The organism is Streptomyces sp. G-G2 (assembly GCF_030063135.1).
GTDB lineage: Bacteria > Actinomycetota > Actinomycetes > Streptomycetales > Streptomycetaceae > Streptomyces.
Genome location: NZ_JASISO010000001.1, coordinates 322,129 through 343,010, shown reverse-complemented (window position 1 = coordinate 343,010; position 20,882 = coordinate 322,129). Strand labels below are relative to the sequence as shown.

Annotated in this window: 18 protein-coding genes; 5 read left to right on the top strand and 13 right to left on the bottom strand. The window is 71.5% G+C overall.

The features are described 5' to 3' along the window. Positions 1-35: 35 nt before the first annotated feature. Positions 36-1,766 (bottom strand): urease subunit alpha, encoded by a 1,731-nt coding sequence (locus QMF80_RS01500; RefSeq protein WP_283448796.1) that lies wholly within the window; start codon positions 1,764-1,766, stop codon positions 36-38. Next, positions 1,763-2,470 carry an urease subunit gamma gene (gene ureA / locus QMF80_RS01495; protein ID WP_283448794.1) on the bottom strand — a complete coding sequence of 236 codons (708 nt, stop codon included), beginning with the start codon at positions 2,468-2,470 and terminating at the stop codon, positions 1,763-1,765. Before ureA ends, QMF80_RS01500 begins: the two co-directional genes overlap by 4 nt. 156 nt (positions 2,471-2,626) lie before the next feature. Here ureA and QMF80_RS01490 point away from each other — a divergent pair, with 156 nt between their 5' ends. Further along, a complete protein-coding gene (locus QMF80_RS01490) occupies positions 2,627-4,066 on the top strand; it encodes a cytosine permease (protein WP_283448792.1) in 1,440 nt (479 codons plus the stop codon). A 116-nt stretch (positions 4,067-4,182) separates the two neighbouring features. Here QMF80_RS01490 and QMF80_RS01485 read toward each other — a convergent pair whose 3' ends face one another. From QMF80_RS01485 to QMF80_RS01470, 4 genes are all read right to left on the bottom strand, one after another. After that, positions 4,183-5,283 carry a branched-chain amino acid aminotransferase gene (locus QMF80_RS01485; protein WP_283448791.1) on the bottom strand — a complete coding sequence of 367 codons (1,101 nt, stop codon included), beginning with the start codon at positions 5,281-5,283 and terminating at the stop codon, positions 4,183-4,185. Between the two features lie 229 nt (positions 5,284-5,512). Beyond that, on the bottom strand, positions 5,513-6,553 hold the full coding sequence (locus tag QMF80_RS01480; RefSeq protein WP_283448789.1) for a 3-isopropylmalate dehydrogenase: 1,041 nt from the start codon (positions 6,551-6,553) through the stop codon (positions 5,513-5,515). 101 nt (positions 6,554-6,654) lie between these two features. Further along, positions 6,655-6,786 carry a hypothetical protein gene (locus tag QMF80_RS01475; protein WP_283448787.1) on the bottom strand — a complete coding sequence of 44 codons (132 nt, stop codon included), beginning with the start codon at positions 6,784-6,786 and terminating at the stop codon, positions 6,655-6,657. Positions 6,787-7,036: 250 nt separating this feature from the next. Beyond that, positions 7,037-7,939 (bottom strand): LysR family transcriptional regulator, encoded by a 903-nt coding sequence (locus tag QMF80_RS01470; protein ID WP_502962731.1) that lies wholly within the window; start codon positions 7,937-7,939, stop codon positions 7,037-7,039. Between the two features lie 100 nt (positions 7,940-8,039). Between QMF80_RS01470 and QMF80_RS01465 the strand changes: the two genes are divergently transcribed. Together QMF80_RS01465 and QMF80_RS01460 are read left to right on the top strand one after the other, a co-directional pair. Next, positions 8,040-9,053 (top strand): NADP-dependent oxidoreductase, encoded by a 1,014-nt coding sequence (locus QMF80_RS01465; protein WP_283448785.1) that lies wholly within the window; start codon positions 8,040-8,042, stop codon positions 9,051-9,053. Positions 9,054-9,171: 118 nt separating this feature from the next. Next, positions 9,172-11,196, top strand: a complete 2,025-nt coding sequence (locus QMF80_RS01460) for a phosphocholine-specific phospholipase C (RefSeq protein WP_283448784.1) — start codon at positions 9,172-9,174, stop codon at positions 11,194-11,196. A gap of 10 nt (positions 11,197-11,206) precedes the next feature. On the opposite strand, the gene QMF80_RS01455 is transcribed toward QMF80_RS01460, so the two are convergent. Further along, positions 11,207-11,773 carry a GNAT family N-acetyltransferase gene (locus QMF80_RS01455; RefSeq protein ID WP_283448783.1) on the bottom strand — a complete coding sequence of 189 codons (567 nt, stop codon included), beginning with the start codon at positions 11,771-11,773 and terminating at the stop codon, positions 11,207-11,209. Continuing rightward, on the bottom strand, positions 11,770-12,255 hold the full coding sequence (locus QMF80_RS01450) for an SMI1/KNR4 family protein (RefSeq protein WP_283448781.1): 486 nt from the start codon (positions 12,253-12,255) through the stop codon (positions 11,770-11,772). Before QMF80_RS01450 ends, QMF80_RS01455 begins: the two co-directional genes overlap by 4 nt. A gap of 103 nt (positions 12,256-12,358) precedes the next feature. On the opposite strand from QMF80_RS01450, the gene QMF80_RS01445 reads away from it, so the two are divergent. Further along, positions 12,359-13,060 (top strand): nitroreductase family protein, encoded by a 702-nt coding sequence (locus QMF80_RS01445; RefSeq protein WP_283448780.1) that lies wholly within the window; start codon positions 12,359-12,361, stop codon positions 13,058-13,060. A gap of 148 nt (positions 13,061-13,208) precedes the next feature. Here the strand turns inward: QMF80_RS01445 and pruA are convergent, their stop codons facing one another. Then, positions 13,209-14,840: an L-glutamate gamma-semialdehyde dehydrogenase gene (gene pruA / locus QMF80_RS01440; protein WP_283448778.1), complete on the bottom strand. Its 1,632-nt coding sequence runs from the start codon at positions 14,838-14,840 to the stop codon at positions 13,209-13,211. A 31-nt stretch (positions 14,841-14,871) separates the two neighbouring features. Beyond that, positions 14,872-15,798 (bottom strand): proline dehydrogenase family protein, encoded by a 927-nt coding sequence (locus QMF80_RS01435; protein WP_283448777.1) that lies wholly within the window; start codon positions 15,796-15,798, stop codon positions 14,872-14,874. 163 nt (positions 15,799-15,961) lie between these two features. Here QMF80_RS01435 and QMF80_RS01430 point away from each other — a divergent pair, with 163 nt between their 5' ends. Further along, on the top strand, positions 15,962-17,215 hold the full coding sequence (locus QMF80_RS01430) for a PucR family transcriptional regulator (RefSeq protein WP_283448776.1): 1,254 nt from the start codon (positions 15,962-15,964) through the stop codon (positions 17,213-17,215). 139 nt (positions 17,216-17,354) lie between these two features. On the opposite strand, the gene serA is transcribed toward QMF80_RS01430, so the two are convergent. From serA to ilvN, 3 genes are all read right to left on the bottom strand, one after another. Continuing rightward, positions 17,355-18,944, bottom strand: coding sequence for a phosphoglycerate dehydrogenase (gene serA, locus QMF80_RS01425; protein ID WP_283448775.1), 1,590 nt, complete (start codon positions 18,942-18,944; stop codon positions 17,355-17,357). Positions 18,945-19,215: 271 nt separating this feature from the next. Next, positions 19,216-20,217 carry a ketol-acid reductoisomerase gene (ilvC, locus tag QMF80_RS01420; protein ID WP_283448773.1) on the bottom strand — a complete coding sequence of 334 codons (1,002 nt, stop codon included), beginning with the start codon at positions 20,215-20,217 and terminating at the stop codon, positions 19,216-19,218. A 120-nt stretch (positions 20,218-20,337) separates the two neighbouring features. After that, the gene (ilvN, locus tag QMF80_RS01415; protein WP_283448771.1) at positions 20,338-20,862 is read right to left on the bottom strand and encodes an acetolactate synthase small subunit; all 525 of its coding nucleotides are present in this window, start codon (positions 20,860-20,862) and stop codon (positions 20,338-20,340) included. Positions 20,863-20,882: the final 20 nt, after the last annotated feature.

The following is a 20,882-nucleotide window of genomic DNA, read 5'->3' as shown; positions in this document are numbered from 1 at the left end:
TCAGGGCGGAGCGGGACGGGGCAGGGCGGGGCGGGTCAGAGGAAGTAGAGGCGGTTCAGGGAGACCGAATCGGCCGCCTCCGAGCGCAGCGGGTCACCGTCGAGGCTGACCAGTCCGCTGCGCGCGTCCACGTCGACCGCGCCCACCCGGGAATTGAGGAGGAGGTCCTTGGGACCGATGCCGCGCGTGCCGCGGACGGCGACCCGGCGCCGGCGGGTGGGCATCTGGTCGCCGTTCTGGACGGCGGCCGCCGCGACGAAGGCGACGGAGATGTCGGCCGCGGTGGCGCCGTACGAGCCGAACTGCGGTCCGAGCACGAGGGGTTCGCAGGTGTCGGTGGCCGCGTTGGGGTCGCCGGTGACGCCGTAGGCCGGGAAGCCCGATTTGAGGACGAGCTGCGGCTTGGCGCCGAAGAACTGCGGGCGCCACAGCACGATGTCGGCGAGCTTGCCGACCTCGATGGAGCCGATCTCGTGCGACAGGCCGTGGGCGATGGCCGGGTTGATGGTGAGCTTGGCCATGTAGCGCAGGACGCGGGCGTTGTCGTCGCCCTCGCCGTCGCCGTCCAGGGGGCCCAGTTCGCCCTTCATCTTGGCGGCCATGGCGAAGGTGCGGCGGATGGTCTCGCCCGCGCGGCCCATGCCCTGGGCGTCGGAGGAGGTGATGCCGATGGCGCCCAGGTCGTGCAGGACGTCCTCGGCTCCCATCGTGCCCGCGCGGATCCGGTCGCGGGCCATGGCCGCGTCGCCCGGGAGGTCCGGCTTGAGGTCGTGGACCGAGACGATCATGCCGTAGTGCTCGGCGACCGCGTCCCGGCCGAAGGGGAGGGTGGGGTTGGTGGAGGAGCCGATGACGTTGGGTACGCCGGCCATCTTGAGGACGTTGGGGACGTGTCCGCCGCCGCAGCCCTCGATGTGGAAGGCGTGGATGGTGCGGCCGTCCAGGACCCGAAGGGTGTCCTCGACGGAGAGGCACTCGTTGAGGCCGTCGCTGTGCAGGGCGACCTGTACGTCGTACTCCTCGGCCACCCGAAGGGCGGTGTCCAGGGCGCGGGTGTGGGCGCCCATGTCCTCGTGGACCTTGAATCCGGACGCGCCGCCCTCGGCGAGGGCCTCGATCAGCGGGGCCGGGTCGGAGGAGGAACCGCGGGCCAGGAAGCCGATGTTGACGGGCCAGGCGTCGAAGGCGTTGAAGGCGTGCTTCAGCGCCCACGGCGAGTTGACGCCGACGCCCCAGACCGGGCCGAACTCCTGGCCGATGATCGTGGTGACGCCCGCGGCGAGCGAGGCCTCCATGATCCGCGGCGAGAGCAGGTGCACATGGGTGTCCACGGCGCCCGCGGTGGCGATCAGGCCCTCGCCGGAGACGATGGAGGTGCCGGTACCGACGACCACGTCGACCCCGTCGAGGGTGTCCGGGTTGCCCGCGCGGCCGATCGCGTGGATACGGCCCTCGCGGATGCCGATGGAGACCTTGCGGATGCCGAGGACCGCGTCGATGACCAGCACGTTGCTGATCACCACGTCGCAGGTGTCGCGGACGGCGGCGGCCTTCAGGTGCAGGCCGTCGCGGGCCGTCTTGCCGAACCCGGCGAGGAACTCGTCCCCGGGCTTCTGCGCGTCGTACTCCACGCGGACGGTCAGGCCGGAGTCCCCGAGGCGGACCCGGTCGCCGGCGCGCGGTCCGAAGACGGAGGCGTACTCGTGGGGGTCGATGTGACGGCTGCCGGGGGCGCAGTGGTCGCTGTGCGGGGTCTGCTTGCTCATCGGTCCTGCTCTCCGTCCGTGGCATCGGTTCCGAGGTAGCCGCAGGCGGCCGCGCGGCGCAGGGCCTCGGCCTTGGCGCCCGGGGCGTCGAGCGGGCCGTCCACCAGCCCGGCGAACCCGATGGCGATCCGCTCGCCGCCGATCGCGACCAGGCCGACCTCGGCCTCGCCGCCCGGGTCGAAGCGGACGGAGGAGCCCGCCGGGACGCACAGCCGCATGCCGTAGGCGGCGGCGCGGTCGAAGTCCAGCCGCGGGTTCGCCTCGAAGAAGTGGAAGTGGGAGGTCACGCTGACCGGCACGGAGGCGGTGTTGCGCACGTGCAGGTGGACGGTGGGCTCCGGCTGGGGCGCTCCGGGGCCCGGCACGACCGCGCCCGGGGCGTTCTCGCCCAGGCCGACGGCGCCCCGGATCGGGGACGAGACCACCGCGAGGCGGGATCCGTCGTCGAAGACGGCCTCCACGTGCACCTCGGTGACCACGTCGCTGACGCCGGGCAGCACGTCATCGGGGCCCAGCACGGAGCGGGCCTCCTCGATGGCCTCCGCCAGCCGCTTGCCGTCGCGGGCGGCCTCGCAGACCGTGTCCGCCACGAGCGCGGTGGCCTCCGGGACATTGAGCTTGAGTCCGCGGGCCCGTCGGGCCCTGGCCAGTTCCGCAGCGCTGCGGAGCAGCAGCCGGTCTCGCTCCGTAGGGGTCAGCCGCACGCCGATCCACCACCTTTTGAGTCGATGGGTTAGAGCATCACTCTAACTCTTCATTTCCCCGCAATGAAGCATTGACCTGAGGGCAGGGCTTGGGTCACATTGAGTGTCGCTCAAACATTGCATCGCCACCCCCCCGCCCTGCCAAGGGAGTCCCCCATGCCCATCGAACAGCGCGGAGTCGACACCATCCCGGAGGAGGAGCGAACGAGCGGTCCCCGTGACCTGATCTCGATCCTCCTCGGATCCAATCTCTGCCTCGGTGTGATCGTCTTCGGCTGGCTGCCCCCGTCCTTCGGACTGGGTCTGTGGCCGTCGGTCACCGCCATCGTGACCGGCACCATCGCCGGAATCGCCGTCACCGCGCCGCTGGCGCTGGTCTCGCTGCGCACGGCGACCAACCTCTCCACCTCCAGCGGCGCCCAGTTCGGTGTCCGCGGCCGTCTCGTCGGCTCGATCGTGGGCCTGCTGCTCTCGCTCGGCTACACCGCCCTGACGCTGTGGATCGGCGGCGACGTGATGGTGGGCGCCCTCTCCCGGCTCACCGGACTGCCGGACACCGGCGTCTCGCGGGCCGCGATGTACGGCGTGCTCGCCGCGTGCACCGTCGTCGGGGCCGTCTTCGGCTACCGCCTCCTGCTGCGCATGAGCAAGATCCTCTCCATCGGCATGGTGGTCCTGCTGGCGATCGGCCTCTACGCCTACGCCCCCGACTTCACCACCACGGCGGCGGAGACCTCGTACCTCCTCGGCTCCTTCTGGCCGACCTGGCTGCTCGCCGCCGTCGCCGCAGGACTCAGCGGCCCCGTCGCCTTCATCACCCTGCTCGGCGACTACACCCGCTACGTCTCCCCGCGCAGGCACAGCCCCCGCAAGGTGCTCTGGGCCACCGGCTTCGGGCTGCTGATCGGCCTGCTGATACCGCAGCTGTTCGGCACCTACACCGCGCTCGCCGCCAAGGCCGGCGCCGACGACTACGCCGGGCCGCTCGTGGCCGCGTCGCCCTTCTGGTACCTGGTCCCGCTGCTCGCCGCCGCCGCGGCCGGCTCGGTGGGCAACGCGGGGCTGATGCTGTACTCCATGGGCCTGGACCTCGACGCGATCATCCCCAAGGCCACTCGGACCAAGGCCACCGTGATCGCCGCCGCCGTCGCCACCGCCTTCGTCTTCGTCGGCTCCTTCGAGTGGAACGTGCAGTCCGCGATGACCTCCTTCGTGCTCGTGCTGACCGCGATCGGCACCCCGTGGGCCGTGATCACCCTGATCGGCTTCGTCCGGTGCCGGGGGCAGTACGACGCCGACGCGCTCCAGGTCTTCAACCGCCGTGCGGTGGGCGGAATCTACTGGTACCGCGCCGGCTGGAACCTGAGCGCCACCGCCTCCTGGGTGATCGGCGCGGGTGTCGGTCTGCTCGCCGTGAGCACCCCGTTCTACGAGGGCCCCCTGCTCGCCCTGACCGGCGGGGTGGACTGCTCCTTCATCTTCTCCGGGCTGGCCGGAGGCCTCGTCTACGCGGCGCTGACCGCCCGCACCGGGCACGCGCGGACCCCGGCCCCCGCCGAGGAGCCGACCGCCGCCGAGGAGCCGGTCACCGCCTGATCCTCCGACGGCAATACGAACGGCCCGCGCCCCCGGATCCGGGAGCGCGGGCCGTCGTACGTACGGGAGCGGGTGCTCCTGGTGCCGCGTCAGGCAACGCTCGCCCCGTCGCGGCACTAGCCGAGCGGGTGCATCCAGCCGTGGGTGTCGGCGGAGCGGCCGGTCTGGAGGTCCAGCAGCGCCTTGCGGAGCTTCATGGTGACCTCGCCGGACTCGCCGTCGCCCTGGACCCAGGCGGCGCGCTCGGACTTGACCGAGCCGACCGGGGTGATCACGGCGGCGGTGCCGCAGGCGAAGACCTCGGTCAGGGTGCCGTTCTCGTTGTCGCGCTTCCAGTCCTCGGTGCTGATCCGGCCCTCCTCGGCGGTGTAGCCGAGGTCGCGGGCGATGGTGAGGAGGGAGTCGCGGGTGATGCCGGGAAGCAGCGAGCCGGTCAGTTCCGGGGTGACGATGCGCTGCGTTCCGTCCTTCTCCGCGTACACGAAGTACAGGTTCATCCCGCCCATCTCCTCGATCCAGCGGTGCTCGACGGCGTCCAGCCAGACCACCTGGTCGCAGCCGTGCTCGGCGGCCTGCGCCTGGGCCACGAGGGAGGCCGCGTAGTTGCCGCCGGTCTTGGCCGCGCCGGTGCCGCCCTTGACCGCGCGGACGTACTCCTCGGACAGCCAGACGGAGACCGGCTGGACCCCGCGGGGGAAGTACGCGCCCGCCGGGGAGGCGATGACCATGAAGAGGAACTCGTTGGCCGGGCGGACGCCCAGGCCGACCTCGCTGGCGAACATGAAGGGGCGCAGGTACAGGGAGGCTTCACCGGAGTCCGGCACCCAGGCGCGGTCCTGCTTGATCAGCGCGTCGCAGGCGGCGATGAAGAGGTCGGTGGGCAGCTCCGGCATCGCCATGCGGCGGGCCGACTTCTGGAACCGCTCCGCGTTGGCCAGCGGGCGGAAGGTGGAGACGGTGCCGTCGGGCTGCTGGTACGCCTTGAGGCCCTCGAAGATGGTCTGCGCGTAGTGCAGGGTCATGTTCGCGGGGTCGATCGACAGCGGCGCGTACGGGACCAGCTCGGCGTCGTGCCACCCGCGGCCTTCGGTCCACTTGATCGTGACCATGTGATCGGTGAAGTGGCGGCCGAAGCCGGGGCTGGCCAGGACCGCCTCGCGCTCCGCGTCGGACAGGGGGGTCGAGGAGGGCTTCAGCTCGATCGTGGGTGTCGTCATGAGTGCTTGTCCTTACACCGGTTTCGTAGGGCGGACCGCGCTCACGGCGTACTAGGACGTCCGAGCTTCCCCGTATTCCGCGGCCTCGCGTTCGATTATCGCGCGCGGAGCGGCCTCGGAGGAACAGGGGACAGCGGCCCAGGGGAGATGGTGGCACCCGGGGCCGTACAGGAAAAGCCGCCGGGTGCGGTGTGCGACCCGGCGGCTTCCTGGAAGTGGAGCTGCCGGGTCAGCCGGCTACTCGTGCGGCGAGAGCGTCGCCGATCTCGTCCGTGGAGCGGAAGGTGCCGTCGCGCCCGGTCAGGTCGGCCTGGACCGCTTCCTCGACGCGGGCGGCCTGGGCCTCGTAACCGAGGTGGCGCAGGAGGAGGGCGACGGAGAGGATCGTCGCGGTCGGGTCGGCCTTGCCGGTGCCCGCGATGTCCGGGGCCGAGCCGTGGACCGGCTCGAACATGGACGGGAAGGCGCCGGTCGGGTTGATGTTCCCGGAGGCGGCCAGGCCGATTCCGCCGGTCACGGCGGCGGCCAGGTCGGTGAGGATGTCACCGAAGAGGTTGTCCGTGACGATCACGTCGAAGCGCTCGGGCTGGGTGACGAAGAAGATCGTCGCGGCGTCGACGTGCAGGTAGTCGGTGGTGACCTCGGGGTATTCCGTGCCGACCGCGTCGAAGATGTTCTTCCACAGGTGGCCGGCGAAGACGAGGACGTTGTTCTTGTGGACCAGCGTCAGCTTCTTGCGGGGGCGGGCGTTGGCGCGGTCGTAGGCGTCGCGCACCACGCGCTCCACGCCGTAGGCCGTGTTGACGCTGACCTCGGTGGCCACCTCGGCGGGCGTACCGGTGCGCAGCGAACCGCCGTTGCCCGTGTACGGGCCTTCGGTGCCCTCGCGGACGACGATGAAGTCGATGTCCGGACGGCCCGCCAGCGGGGTGGCGGTGTTCGGGAACAGCTTCGACGGCCGCAGGTTGATGAAGTGGTCGAAGGCGAAGCGGAGCTTGAGCAGCAGCCCGCGCTCCAGGACGCCCGACGGGACCGACGGGTCGCCGATGGCGCCCAGCAGGATCGCGTCGTGCTGCTTCAGCGCCGCCAGGTCCGCGTCCGGGAGGGTCTCACCGGTGCGGTGCCAGCGCTGGGCTCCGAGGTCGTATTCCTTGGTCTCCAGCTTCACGTCCTGGGGCAGGACCGCGGTGAGGACCTTGAGGCCCTGAGCCACGACTTCCTGACCGATTCCGTCACCGGGGATCACTGCGAGATTGATGCTGGTCGCCATGTCGGAACCGTACTCCCAGTCCCAGCCCTCGACACGTACCGTCCAGTATGTGGACGGGACGTGTCGTGGGCGGTGGATGCTCCCGTGCAGGTGGGGGCGGGTCAGTGGCCGGTGGAGCCGCCGTTGTCGCGGCGGTCGAGGGCCCGCTGGAGGGCTGCGGCGGCGTTCTTGCGGTCGGCGTCGGCGGGGCGGGAGGCGTGACGGACGCGGCGGACGGCAGAGGTCTCGGACATGGTGATTCGACTCCTTGAGAAGAGAGGGGGTCTCCAAGGCGCCGGAAGAGGCGGGGAGCTGCGCGCCACAGGGGTTGCCTGTCTCGGGGCACGCGCTCTCGACCGCCATTCGCTGGATCAGCGAGACGTTCGGCTCCTACCAAGCTAGGGCAGCTCGCCCCGTATGTCTCCGCGATTACTCGGACTTCCTACTATCTGAGACGGCGAAGCCCCCGGAAGGGCCTCCCCAGGGCCCGCCCCGGCCCCCATTTCAGGCCTTCTCGGCCCTGAGTTCCCTGATCAGAGCCCTCACGGCCAAGGTTGCGGCGGATTCCGGCGTGGTGACGTACCCCACGCGCCGCACCGGCCCGCGCGGGCCGAGACCGGTGATCTCCACGGCCTCCGTGGCCTCCCGCAGCGAGAGGTCCGGCAGGATCGCCATGCCCAGCCCCCGGCCGACCATGGTCAGGACCATCGCGTCGTCCTCCGCGCGGACCGTGGGGCCCGGGATCCAGTCCTGGGCGCGCCACCAGTCCCGGGTGCAGGAGCCGCAGTTCTCGTCCCAGTCCAGCAGGGGCAGCTCCCGGGGGCTCGGGTGCCCGGCCGGGTGGACCAGGGAGTACGCCTCCTCCACGAGCAGCCCCGTCAGCAGCCCGGGCAGCCCCGCCGGTACCTCGCCGGGCCCGCCCAGGGTCGCGATGCCCAGGTCGGCCCGGCCCGCGGCCACCTCCCCGGCGCTGCCCGCGCCCAGTTCGCGCACCACCCGGACCTCGGGGCGGATGCCGGGGTGCAGGGCGGTCAGCCGTTCCAGGGCGGGCGGCAGCAGGTGCAGGGCGGCGCTGCGGAAGGCGGTGACGCGCAGCGGGCCCGCGACGGTGTCCCGCGCGACGCCTCCCGCTCCGGTGCGCTGCCCGGCGCCGCGCGCCTCGGCGCCCATCACCTCGTACAGCCGCAGGATGCGGCGCGCGTGGGCGGCGGCGCGCTCTCCGGCGGGGGTGGCCCTGGCGCCCGTACGCCCGCGCTCGAAGAGGACCACGCCGAGCTTGGCCTCACTGCCGCGCACGGAGTGGGAGACGGCGGACTGGGTCAGTCCGAGGGTCTCGGCGGCGGCCGAGAACCCGCCCGCCGCGGCGACCGCGACCAGTACCCGAAGCTCCTGGGGCAGCAGCTCCACGGGCCTCTCACCTCGTTCCATGAGCGTCGTTCATGGATGGCTACCATCCATGAACGCAACCCCCTGCCCGACCCCGGGATTCCTTCCTAGCCTCGTGATCATGACCACGCAGACCGCATACGCCGTCCACCAGAGCGCCCGCCCCACCGGCTTCCCCACCGCCGCCGACTTCCGCCTCGCCCGTACCCCCGTCCCCTCCCCCACCCCCGGAACCGCCCTGGTCGAGAACCTGCTGCTCTCCGTCGACCCGTACCACCGCGGGATGATGGACGGCGGCGACGACGGCTTCGCGCTGGGCACCCCGCTGGAGGGCCGCTCGGTCGGCCGGGTGACCGCCTCCCGCGACCCGGGGCTGCGCGAGGGCGACCTGGTCTTCCACCGGGAGGGCTGGCGCACGCACGCACTCGTCACCCGGGGCGTGGCCGGCACCCGGGTCCTGCGCGGCCACGAGGGCATCCCGCTGGAGTCCTACCTGAGCATCCTGGGCGGCACCGGCCTGACCGCCTACGCCGCCCTGACCCGCACGGCCCGGCTGCGCGCCGGCGAGGACCTCTTCGTCTCGGCCGCCGCGGGCGGGGTCGGCACCGCCACCGGGCACATCGCCCGGCTGCTCGGCGCGCGCCGGATCATCGGCAGCGCGGGCTCCGCCGCCAAGGTGGCCCACCTGACCGGGGCCCTGGGCTTCGACGCGGCCTTCGACTACCACGACGGCCCGGTCGGCGAGCAGCTCGCCGCGGCGGCCCCGGACGGCATCGACGTGTACGTCGACAACGTGGGAGGCGAGCACCTGGAGGGGGCCATCGAGGTCCTGCGCGAGTACGGCCGGATCGCCTGGGTGGGCGCGATCTCGATGTACAACGGCGACCGGTCGCCCGCCGCGCCCCGCAACCTCTTCGAGGTCGTACACAAGTCGCTCCGCCTGGAAGGGGTATTGGTTCGAAATCACACCAATCTGCAGGACGAGCTGGAGGACTTCCTCGTACCGCACCTCCGCAGTGGCCGGATCGGTACCGACACCACCGTTGTGCAGGGCTTCGAGCAGACCGTGGAGGCCTTCCTGGGCATGCTCCGAGGAGACAATATGGGCAAGATGCTCGTCAGGATCGATGGCTGAATCTCCCCACCTGAAGTTCACCGAACTCTTACCGCACGGCTGTAGACCTTTGGGCCGCGCGCCGCCACTCTTGCGGCTGACGTGCCGACAGGGCACCGGAGTTGGAAGTGGGTGGCCAGTGACACCGATCAGCCGCAGAGGGTTCGTGGGTATCGGCGCGGGGCTGATGGCGGGGGCTGCCCTGCCCCCGCCGACGGCCTCGGCGGCCGCGGCCGCCGCGACCGGCACGATCACCGATGTGAAGCACGTGGTGATCCTGATGCAGGAGAACCGCAGCTTCGACCACTACTTCGGCAAGCTGAAGGGCGTCCGAGGCTTCGGCGACCGCGCCGCGGGCAACATCCCCGGCGGCTGGGGCATGTTCAACCAGCCCAACTGGGGCGGCCGCCAGTACCCGTGGAAGCTCAGCTCCACCCCCGCGGTGGGCGGTGTCGACGGCGAGACCCTCGCCCAGTGCAACGGCGACCTGCCGCACAGCTGGTCCTCGCAGCACGCGGCCTGGAACAAGGGCCGGATGGACAACTTCGTCACCGGCGTCGGCAACACCCGCACCCTCGGCTACCTCGACCGCGGCGACATCCCCTTCCACTACGGCCTCGCCGACAACTACACGATCTGCGACGCCTACTTCTGCTCCACCCTGAGCGCCACCGGCCCCAACCGCACCTTCCTGTGGAGCGGCAAGGTCGACGCGGGCAGCAAGGACGGCGGCGACGAGTCCGGGCTGACCTGGGAGACGTACGCGGAAGGCCTCCAGCGGGCCGGGATGAGCTGGAAGGTCTACCAGAACGCCCAGGACAACTACGGCGACAACGGTCTCGCGTACTTCAAGAAGTTCACCGACGCGGCCCCCGGCAACCCGCTGTGGGACCGCGGCATGGGCTCGGTGCCCAAGGTCACCGGCTCCACCCCGGACGACATCGCCGCCGCCATCCGCGCCGACGTCGTCGCGGGCACCCTGCCGCAGGTCTCGTGGGTCGTGGCCAACGAGGCGTTCTCCGAGCACCCGTACGCCCCGCCCGCCGACGGCGCGCACTTCGTGGACCTGGTCTACCGGGCACTGTCCGCCAGCCCCGAGGTCTTCGACTCGACCGTCCTCTTCCTCAACTACGACGAGAACGACGGCTTCTTCGACCACGTCCCGCCGCCCATAGCCCCGCCCGGCACCCCTGGCGAGTACATCGACGGCACCCCCATCGGCCTCGGCTTCCGCGTCCCGATGATCGTGATGTCGCCCTGGACCCGCGGCGGCTGGGTCAGCTCCGAGGTCTTCGACCACACCTCGGTGCTCCGCTTCATGGAGACCTGGACGACGGCCCTCGGTACGCCCGCCACCTGCCCGAACATCAGCGCCTGGCGCCGCAGGGTGACCGGTGACCTGACCGGCGTCTTCGACTTCGCCCGCCCGGTGTACGGGGTCCCCGGCGGCCTCCCGTCCACCGGCAAGGTGATCGGGCAGTCGACCTGCGCCCCGCTGACCAACCCGGCACCGCAGGACAACGCGCTGCCGGTCCAGGAGCCGGGCACCCGCCCGGCGCGCGCCCTCCCCTACCAGGTCAACGGCAACCTCGACCGGTTCGAGTTCGGCGCCGCGGGCAAGGTCCTGGCCTGGTTCTCGATGACCAACCAGGGCGCCCAGGCGAAGAGCGCGGCGCACTTCTCGATCCGCCCCCACCAGTACCGCGACACCGCGTCCTGGGAGTACACCGTCGACCCGGGCGCCACCGCGAGCGACTACTTCAACATCGGCCTCGGCAGCGGCTCCGGCAAGTACGACCTCTCCATGGTCGGCCCCAACCGCTTCCTGCGCCGCTTCACCGGCGACACCACGAAGGCGGGCAAGGCGATCGAGGTCGCGGCCCGCTTCGCGACCGAGCCGGGCACCGGCAAGACCGCGCTCTACTTCAAGCTGACCAACACCTCCGCGGCGGCGGTCACCTTCACGATCCGCTCCAACGCCTACCGCACGGACGGTCCCTGGACCTACACGGTGCCCGCGAACTCCTCCCGCGAGGACTACTTCAACGTGGTGGCGTACGCCAACGGCTGGTACGACTTCACCGTCCTGGCGGACTCCGACGGCACCTGGTCGCGCCGGTACACGGGCCACATCGAGACGGGCGCCCCCAGCATCACCGGCTGACGCGGCACTACTAGAGCACGTCGCCTTCGCGCCAGTCGAAGTCGAGCCGCCCGGCGGGGCCCTCACCGGGGAGGACCCCGCCGCCCGGTACCCACACGTACGTCGACCCCTCCTCCTGCGCGAGCCGCTCGGGGCCGCCGGGGCCGAGGACCCCGATCTCACCGGGCCACGCCCGCCAGCCGCGCCCCGCGTACAGCGCGGCGCCCTCGGCGGAGGCCGAGAGCGCGCCCAGGACGTAGGCCCCCTCGATCACCCGCTCCAGCGCGGCCACGACCGCCGTGCCCAGACCGCGCCGGCGCCGGTCCGGCCGCACGGCCACGGCCTCGACGTACCCGGTCCGCAGGGACCGGCCCCGGTGCGCCACCCGCCGCATGACCACGCTGCCGTGCGCGACCAGCCGGTCCCCCTCGTACGTCAGGGCGTGCGTTCCGCCGAGCGCGTGCTCGAAGTCGAGGTCGGAGAAGTCCCCGCCGAAGGCCCCGTCGAGCAGTTCCCGGACCGCCGCCCGCCGTCCGCCGGTCAGCTGCGCGGTGTGCCGCAGGACGGTGCCCACAGTGGCGGCCGTGCCGTCGCTCATGCCGTGCTCCCGTCCTTCTCCAGCCACGCCGCATACCAGGTGCGAAAGTCCGGGCTCTCGGGGGTGAACCCGTGCCAGTCGGGGTCGAAGCACCAGACCTCCCCCGCGCGCGGACCGGTCAGGACCAGCCGGGAGAACGCCCCGCAGCCCACCTCGGCCAGGGTCAGCGTGCCCTGGCCGCCCCGCCCGGCGGGCTCGAACGGCGCGGCGAGGCGGCCCGGGAGCCGGTCCTGCTCCCACTCGTCGTCCACCGCCCACTCCCCGTCCGCCTCGGGTCTGGGCGCGGTGAGGGGCAGCAGCCCGTGGTGCGGCCCCGCGGGGCCGTCGCCGACCGCCGCGACGAAGGCCCGGTACGCCGCGGGCAGCCGGATCCCGTGCGCCCCCTCGAAGGCCCGGATCTCCGCCTCGGGCAGCGGCGGAGCGAGCACCAGGGCCCGGGCGCCGAGCCGGGCCCGTACGTCCGTCGCGTCCCACATGTCCATGCACGGACGCTACCAACGGAGGGCTGCGGCACGCGGCCGGATTCCGCCGGGGGCGCGCCGCAGCGCTAGCCAGGCCGGGGCGGTGATCGGCAGACTCGGGCGCATGTCGCCTCAGACCCAGCAATGGACCCCCACCCACGGCGAGCCCTATCGCCCCGTCTCCTACCGGCCCGACCGGATGCCCGCCCCCGAATCCCTGGCGCGAGCCGCGGAGTTGCGGGAGCGGATGGACCAGCGGCGGACCGTACGCCACTTCTCCCCCGACCCGGTGCCGGAGCAGGCCGTCCGGGACGCGATCGCGTGCGCCGCGACCGCGCCGTCCGGGGCGCACCAGCAGCCGTGGACCTTCGTCCTGGTCAAGGACCCCGACGTACGCCGCCAGATCCGGGACGCCGCCGAGCAGGAGGAACTCGTGTCCTACGACGGCAGGCTCGGCGACGAATGGCTCGCCGCCCTGCGCCCCCTGGGCACCGACGCCGTCAAGACCCACCTCACCGATGCCCCGGCCCTGATCGTTGTCTTCCAGCAGCGGTACTGGCTGGGCCCGGACGGCGCCAAGCGCAAGCACTACTACGTCGACGAGTCGGTCGGCATAGCGGTGGGCATGCTGCTGTCCGCCCTGCACCTGAGCGGCCTGGCCGCCCTGGTCCACACCCCGAGCCCGATGCGCTTCCTGGGCCACGTCCTGCGCCGCCCGGAGAACGAGAAGGCCTTCGCGGTCATCCCGGTCGGCTACCCCGCCCCCGACTGCGAGGTCCCGGACCTCCTGCGCAAATCCCTGGACCAGGTCATGGTCGAGGTCTGAGCCCGGCGATCCCCTGATGCGCGCCGAGGCCATCGGGGTGACCCGGCCCACCGTCCGCACTCGTGCCGTGACCGGCGGTGGAACTGGGACCGCCCCCGCTCCGGGCTTGGGGGTACCGGGGCGGGGGCGGGGTTCAGGAGGGCGTGGGTCAGCCCATGTGGGGGTAGCCGTACTCGGTCGGCGGCACCAGGGTCTCCTTGATGGAGCGGGTCGAGGTCCAGCGCTGCAGGTTGGTCGCCGCGCCCGCCTTGTCGTTGGTGCCGGACGCCCGTCCGCCACCGAAGGGCTGCTGGCCGACGACGGCGCCGGTCGACTTGTCGTTGATGTAGAAGTTGCCCGCGGCGAAGCGGAGCTTCTCCATCGCGTCGGCCGCCGCGTAGCGGTCCTGGGCGATGACGGCCCCGGTCAGCGCGTACGCCGACACCGACTCCATCTGCTCCAGCATCGCGTCGAAGGCGTCGTCCTCGTAGACGTGGATCGCGAGGATCGGGCCGAAGTACTCGGTCGTGAAGACCTCGTTCGCCGGGTCGGTGCACGCGATGACGGTCGGGCGCACGAAGTAGCCCTCGGAGTCGTCGTACGTGCCGCCCGCGACGATCTCGCAGGTCGGGTCGGCCTTCGCCCGGTCGATCGCGGCCTTGTTCTTCGCGAAGGAGCGCTCGTCGATGACCGCGCCGATGAAGTTCGTCAGGTCGCGGACGTCGCCCATGGTGATGCCGTCGACCTCGGCGGCGAAGGCTTCCTTGAAGCCGTCGTTCCAGATCGAGGCCGGGACGTAGGCGCGCGAGGACGCCGAGCACTTCTGGCCCTGGAACTCGAAGGAGCCGCGGGTCAGGGCGGTCTTCAGGATGCCGCGGTCCGCCGACGGGTGCGCGACGACGAAGTCCTTGCCGCCGGTCTCGCCGACCAGGCGCGGGTAGGACTTGTACTTCTCGATGTTGGTGCCGACCGTCTTCCACAGGTGCTGGAAGGTCTTGGTCGAACCGGTGAAGTGGATGCCCGCCAGCTCGGGGTGGGTCAGCGCCACCTCGGAGACGGCGATGCCGTCGCCCGTCACCAGGTTGATGACGCCCTTGGGCAGGCCGGCCGCCTCCAGCAGCTCCATGAGGAGGACCGCGGAGTGGGTCTGCGTCGGGGACGGCTTCCACACGACCACGTTGCCCATCAGGGCCGGGGCGGTCGGCAGGTTGCCGGCGATGGCCGTGAAGTTGAACGGCGTGATCGCGTAGACGAAGCCCTCGAGCGGGCGGTGGTCGCTGCGGTTCCACACGCCGGCGGAGTTCGCGCCCGGCTGCTCGGCCAGGATCTGGCGGGCGAAGTGGACGTTGAAGCGCCAGAAGTCGACGAGCTCGCACGGGGTGTCGATCTCGGCCTGCTGGGCGGTCTTCGACTGGCCGAGCATGGTGGAAGCGGCCAGCTTCTCGCGCCACGGGCCGGACAGCAGCTCGGCGGCGCGCAGGATGATCGCGGCGCGGTCGTCGAAGTCCATCGCGCGCCAGGCCGGAGCGGCGGCGAGGGCCGCGTCGACGGCGTCCTGCGCGTCGGCCCGCGTGGCGTTGGCGTACGTACCGATGGCCGACTTGTGGTCGTGCGGCTGGACGACGTCGAAGCGGTCGCCACCGCCCATCCGCTTCTCGCCGTTGATGGTCATCGGCAGGTCGATCGGGTTCTCGGCCAGCTGCTTGAGCTGGAATTCGAGGCGCGCGCGCTCCGGGGTGCCGGGGGCGTACGAGTGGACCGGCTCGTTGACCGGCGCGGGGACCTGGGTCACAGCATCCATGGGGCTGGTAACTCCTTGAGCTAGTTCTGGGCTAGTTCTTGGTGATCATCGAGCGGACGAAGAAGAGGAGGTTGGCGGGCTTCTCCGCGAGGCGGCGCATGAAGTACCCGTACCAGTCCGTCCCGTACGCGGTGTAGACACGCATCCGGTGGCCCTCCGCGGCGAGGCGCAGGTGCTCGTCGCTGCGGATGCCGTACAGCATCTGGAACTCGTACTCGTCGAGCTTGCGCCCCGCCTGGCGGGCCAGCTCCTGGGCGATGGCGATCAGGCGCGGGTCGTGGGACCCGATCATCGGGTAGCCGGAGCCCTCCATCAGCGTCTTCAGGACGCGGACGTACGCCTTGTCGGTCTCGGCCTTGTTCTGGTAGGCGACCTCGGCGGGCTCCTTGTAGGCGCCCTTCACGATCCGGACGCGGCTGCCGGCGGCGGCCAGACGGCGGGCGTCGGCCTCGGTGCGGAAGAGGTACGCCTGGATCACGCAGCCGGTCTGCGGGAAGTCGCGGCGCAGCTCCTCGTGGATGGCGAACATCGAGTCGAGGGTGGTGTGGTCCTCGGCGTCGAGCGTGACGGTGGTGCCGATCGCGGCGGCGGCCTCGACGACCGGGCGGACGTTGGCGAGGGCCAGCTCGTGGCCGCCCTCCAGCGACTGCCCGAACATGGAGAGCTTGACCGACATCTCGACCGACTCGCCCAGGCCCAGCGCGGCGAGGCGCTCGATCAGCTGGAGGTAGGCGTCGCGGGCGGCGTGCGACTGCTCGGCGGTGGTGATGTCCTCGCCGACCACGTCGAGGGTGACCTCAAGGCCCTTCCGCGTGAGATCCACGACGATCGGGATGACCTGGTCGACCGTCTCGCCCGGGATGAACCGGTTCACCACCGGCTTGGTCACCGGGGCGGCGGAAACGATGCGGCGCATCTTGTCGCTGCGCGAAGCGGCAAGGATCGCGGGACCCAGCACGGGCACCTCCAACGGGTGGCGGGAGTTCAAAGAGTCGCAAGTAGGACCACCGTGAAACCTAGAGATCGCCTCGATCCTCTGCCATCGACAGCTGTCACGCATCCGTGGCCCCGATCTCATACATATGTCTGAAAGGCAGCTCGGGGAGTGGGAGAATGTCCGCGTGAAGGGCGATTACCAGGACCTGGTGGACGAGATCTCGGCGCTGCTCGGCGCTCCGGCGACGCTGGAGAACCGGGACTTCCGCCTCATCGCCTTCGGCGCGCACGACAGCGATGACGACCTCGCGATGGACCCCGTACGGACCCGCTCGATCCTGACCCGCCAGTCGACGGCGGCCGTACGGTCCTGGTTCGAGGGGTTCGGGATCACCCGGGCGACGCGGCCCGTACGGATTCCCGCGGCGCCGGAGGCCGGGGTCTTCCGCGGCCGGATCTGCCTGCCCGTGCGCTACCGGGGGATCGCCCAGGGCTACGTGTGGCTGCTGGACGCCGAGCCGGGGCCCGGGCCGGAGCAGCTGGACGCGGCCATGGAGGTAGCCGAGCGGATCGGCGTACTGATGGCGGAGGAGGCGAAGGCGGGGGCCGACCTGACCCGCGAGTTCCGCGCGGTGGTCACCGCCGGGCGGGGCTGGCAGCGGGACATGGCGGTGGCCGCGCTGCGGGTGGCCCTGGGGCCGGACGCGGACGGGCCGCACGCGGTGGTGTGCGTGACGCCCTGGAGCGGGCAGGCCCCGCCCTCGGTCCCGGGGGCGGCGGCGGTGTGCGTGGTGCCCCGCGGCGCCGGGGACGAGGGGGTCGAGGAGCTGCCCGGGGCCTCCCTGGCGGTGCTGGTGCGGCTGCGGTCGGCGGACCTGGCGGCCCCCGCGGTCACGGCGGCGACCCGGCTGCTGGCCGGACCGGGAGCCGGACCTGCCGCTACGTCGCCCCGTACGCCGGACAGCGCGTCCCCCGGCGCGACCCCGGCCCCCGCCCCAGCCCCCGCCCCCGGGAGCGCGACGGCCGGGATCGGGCTCCCCCGCACCGGGCTGGCCGGGCTGCCGGGGGCCTGGGAGCAGGCGGTGGCCGCGGCCCGCGCGGCGGCGGCCCAGCCCCTGCTCGGCCCGGTGGCCCAGTGGTCCGGGATCGGCCCGTACCGGATGCTGGCGGCCCTGGCGGCGGCCCCGGAACTGGCCCGCGACGACCCGGCGGCCCGCGCCCTGCTGACCCCCGCCCACGCGGAACTGGCCCGCACCGCGGAGGTGTTCCTGGACTGCGCGGGCCAGGCCGGCCGGGCGGCGGCGGCCCTGGGCATCCACCGGCAGACCCTGTACTACCGGCTGGCCCGGGTGGAGAAACTGACCGGCCTGGACCTGGACGCGGGCGAGGACCGGCTGCTGCTCCACATGGCCCTCAAGGCGTCCCGCCTACGGGCCTGAGAGCGGCACGGCCCCACGCGCACGCGGGGATCCCGGCACACGGGCCCGGCGTACGCGGGGGTCCGGGCACACGCGCCCCGGCAGACAGGGAGGGCCCGGGGGAACTCCCCCGGGCCCTCCCCTCGTACGGCAGCGCCGGTCAGCCGAGGTTGACCGAGCGGGCCGAGACCGCGCCGATGTCCTCGGCGATGGCCGCGAGGACCTCCACCGGGACCTCGGCGTCGACGGTGAGCACGCCGAGCGCCTCGCCGCCCTCTTCGGCCCGGGCGACCTGCATGCCCGCGATGTTCAGACCGGCCTCGCCGAGGAGTCGGCCGACCGCGCCGACCACGCCCGGGCGGTCGGTGTAGCGCAGGACGACCATGTGGTCGGCGAGCGACAGGTCCACGTCGTACTCGCCGATGCCGACGATCTTCTGCAGGTGCTTGGGACCGGCGAGGGTGCCGGAGACCGAGACTTCCTGACCGTCCGACAGGGTGCCGCGCACCGTGACCACGTTGCGGTGGTCCGGGGACTCCGACGAGGTGGTCAGACGTACCTCGACACCGCGCTCCTGCGCGAACAGCGGGGCGTTGACGTAGGAGACCGTCTCGTCGACGACGTCCTCGAACACACCCTTGAGCGCGGAGAGTTCGAGCACCTTCACGTCGTGCTGGGTGATCTCGCCGCAGACCTCGACGTCGAGGCGGACCGCGACCTCGCCCGCGAGGGCCGTGAAGATCCGGCCGAGCTTCTCGGCGAGCGGGAGGCCCGGACGCACGTCCTCGGCGATGACCCCGCCCTGCACGTTGACCGCGTCGGGGACGAGTTCACCGGCGAGCGCGAGGCGCACCGACTTGGCGACCGAGACGCCGGCCTTCTCCTGGGCCTCGTCCGTGGACGCGCCGAGGTGCGGGGTGCAGACGACCTGGTCCAGCTCGAAGAGCGGGGAGTCCGTGCAGGGCTCCTTCGCGTACACGTCGAGACCGGCTCCGGCGACCCGGCCCTCCTTGATGGCCGAGTACAGCGCGGCCTCGTCCACGATCCCGCCGCGGGCGGCGTTGACGATGCGCACCGAGGGCTTCACCTTGTGCAGGGCCTCGTCCCCGATGAGACCGAGGGTCTCCGGGGTCTTGGGCAGGTGCACGGTGATGAAGTCGGCGACCTCCAGCAGCTCGTCCAGCGCCAGCATCTTGACGCCCATCTGGGCGGCGCGCGCGGGCTGTACGTAGGGGTCGTAGGCGACGATCTTCATGCCGAAGGCCGACATGCGCTGGGCGACCAGGACACCGATGCGGCCGAGGCCGACGACACCGAGGGTCTTCTCGCTCAGCTCGACGCCGGTGTACTTGTTCCGCTTCCACTCGCCGTTCTTCAGGGCGGTGTTGGCCTGCGGGATGTGGCGCGCCGTGGCGACGAGGAGGCCGCAGGCCAGCTCGGCGGCGGTGACGATGTTGGAGGTCGGCGCGTTGACGACCATCACACCCGCCTTGGTGGCGGCGGAGACGTCGACGTTGTCCAGACCGACGCCCGCGCGGGCGACGACCCGCAGCTTCTTGGCCACGGCGATGGCCTCGGCGTCGACCTTGGTGGCGGAGCGCACCAGGATCGCGTCGGCGTCGACGATGGCGGGCAGCAGCTCCGCGCGGTCGGCGCCGTTGCAGTGCCGGATCTCGAAATCGGGGCCGAGAGCCTCGACGGTGGCAGGCGACAGCTCTTCGGCGATGAGTACGACAGGTTTCGAGCTCACGTGGGTCCTCACAAGTCCAGTGCGGACGGCCGTCCCGACGGCCGCAGGCGTGGAGGGGGTAGCCGCGTGGAAGACGCACGACACTGTGGGCCTGACGCGTTGTGTTGAGCAGTGTAGTGGCGTTGCGGCACCGCTAATCCGCCTGTCCGGAAGGATCACCCGTCCGTGGTTGGCCGGGGTGGACAAGGCGGTGTGCAGGAAGCCGTCTTCCAACGGGGCCCGGGTGTGCGGCGGGGCCGGGACAGCGCGTCCCGGCCCCGCCGCGGGCGGACTACTTGTCCTCGGCGTCGACCCAGCTCATCAGCTTGCGCAGCTTCTTGCCGGTGGTCTCGAGGAGGTGCTCCTCGTCGGCCTTCTTGTACTCGTTGTACTTCGGCAGACCGGCCTTGTACTCCGCCATCCAGTTGTTGGCGAAGGTGCCGTCCTGGATCTCGGCGAGGACCTTCTTCATCTCGGCCTTGGTGGCGTCGGTGATGATGCGCGGGCCGGTGATGTAGTCACCCCACTCGGCGGTCTCGGAGACCGACCAGCGCATCTTCTCCAGGCCGCCCTCGTACATGAGGTCCACGATGAGCTTCAGCTCGTGGAGGCACTCGAAGTACGCGATCTCGGGCTGGTAACCGGCCTCGGTCAGGGTCTCGAAACCGGCCTTGACCAGGGCGGAGGCGCCACCGCAGAGAACGGCCTGCTCACCGAACAGGTCGGTCTCGGTCTCCTCGGTGAAGGTGGTCTTGATGACGCCGGCGCGGGTGCCGCCGATGCCGGCCGCGTAGGACAGGGCCAGCTCGAAGGCCTTGCCGGTCGCGTCCTGCTCGACCGCCGCGATACACGGAACCCCGCGGCCCTCTTCGTACTGGCGGCGGACCAGGTGGCCCGGGCCCTTCGGGGCGACCAGGGCGACGTCGACGTCCGCGGGCGGCTGGATGAAGCCGTAGCGGATGTTGAAGCCGTGGCCGAAGAAGAGCGCGTCACCGGCCTTGAGGTTGTCCTTGATGGACGCCTCGTACACCTCGGCCTGGATCGGGTCCGGGGTGAGGATCATGATGACGTCGGCCCAGGCCGAGGCCTCGGCAACGGAGACGACCTTCAGGCCCTGCTCCTCGGCCTTGGCCTTGGACTTGGAGCCCTCCTGGAGACCGACGCGGACGTCGACGCCGGAGTCGCGCAGGGACAGCGCGTGGGCGTGGCCCTGGCTGCCGTAGCCAATGACCGCGACCTTGCGGCCCTGGATGATGGACAGGTCGGCGTCGTTCTCGTAGAACAGCTCGGCCACTGGGATATCTCCTTGGTGCGCTGGTGTTGCACCCACCGTACGGCGGGGAACGGAATCAGAGTTTCTTGGTCTCGCCATACGAACGCGGGCGTTGCGCGGGGCGAGGGCCGGGAGGCCGGGTCAGGCGCTGCGGTCGAGTGCGCGCAGGCTGCGGTCCGTGATGGACCGGCCGCCGCGCCCTATGGCGATCGTGCCGGACTGCACGAGTTCCTTGATGCCGAAGGGTTCCAGCATCTTCAGCATCGCGCCGAGCTTGTCGGTGCCGCCGGTCGCCTCGACGGTGACGGCGTCCGGGGAGACGTCGACCGTCTTGGCACGGAACAGCTGGACGATCTCGACGATCTGCGAGCGGGTCTCGTTGTCGGCGCGGACCTTGACCAGGACCAGCTCGCGCTCGATGGCGCTGTGCTGCTCCAGCTCGACGATCTTGAGGACGTTGACCAGCTTGTTGAGCTGCTTGGTCACCTGTTCGAGCGGCAGGGCCTCGACGTTGACGACGATGGTGATGCGGGAGATGTCGGGGTGCTCCGTGACGCCGACCGCCAGCGAGTCGATGTTGAACCCGCGGCGGGAGAACAGCGCGGCGATCCGGGCGAGGATGCCGGGCGTGTTCTCGACCAGGACGGAGAGCGTGTGCTTGGACATGTGTGTCGTTCTCTCTTTCG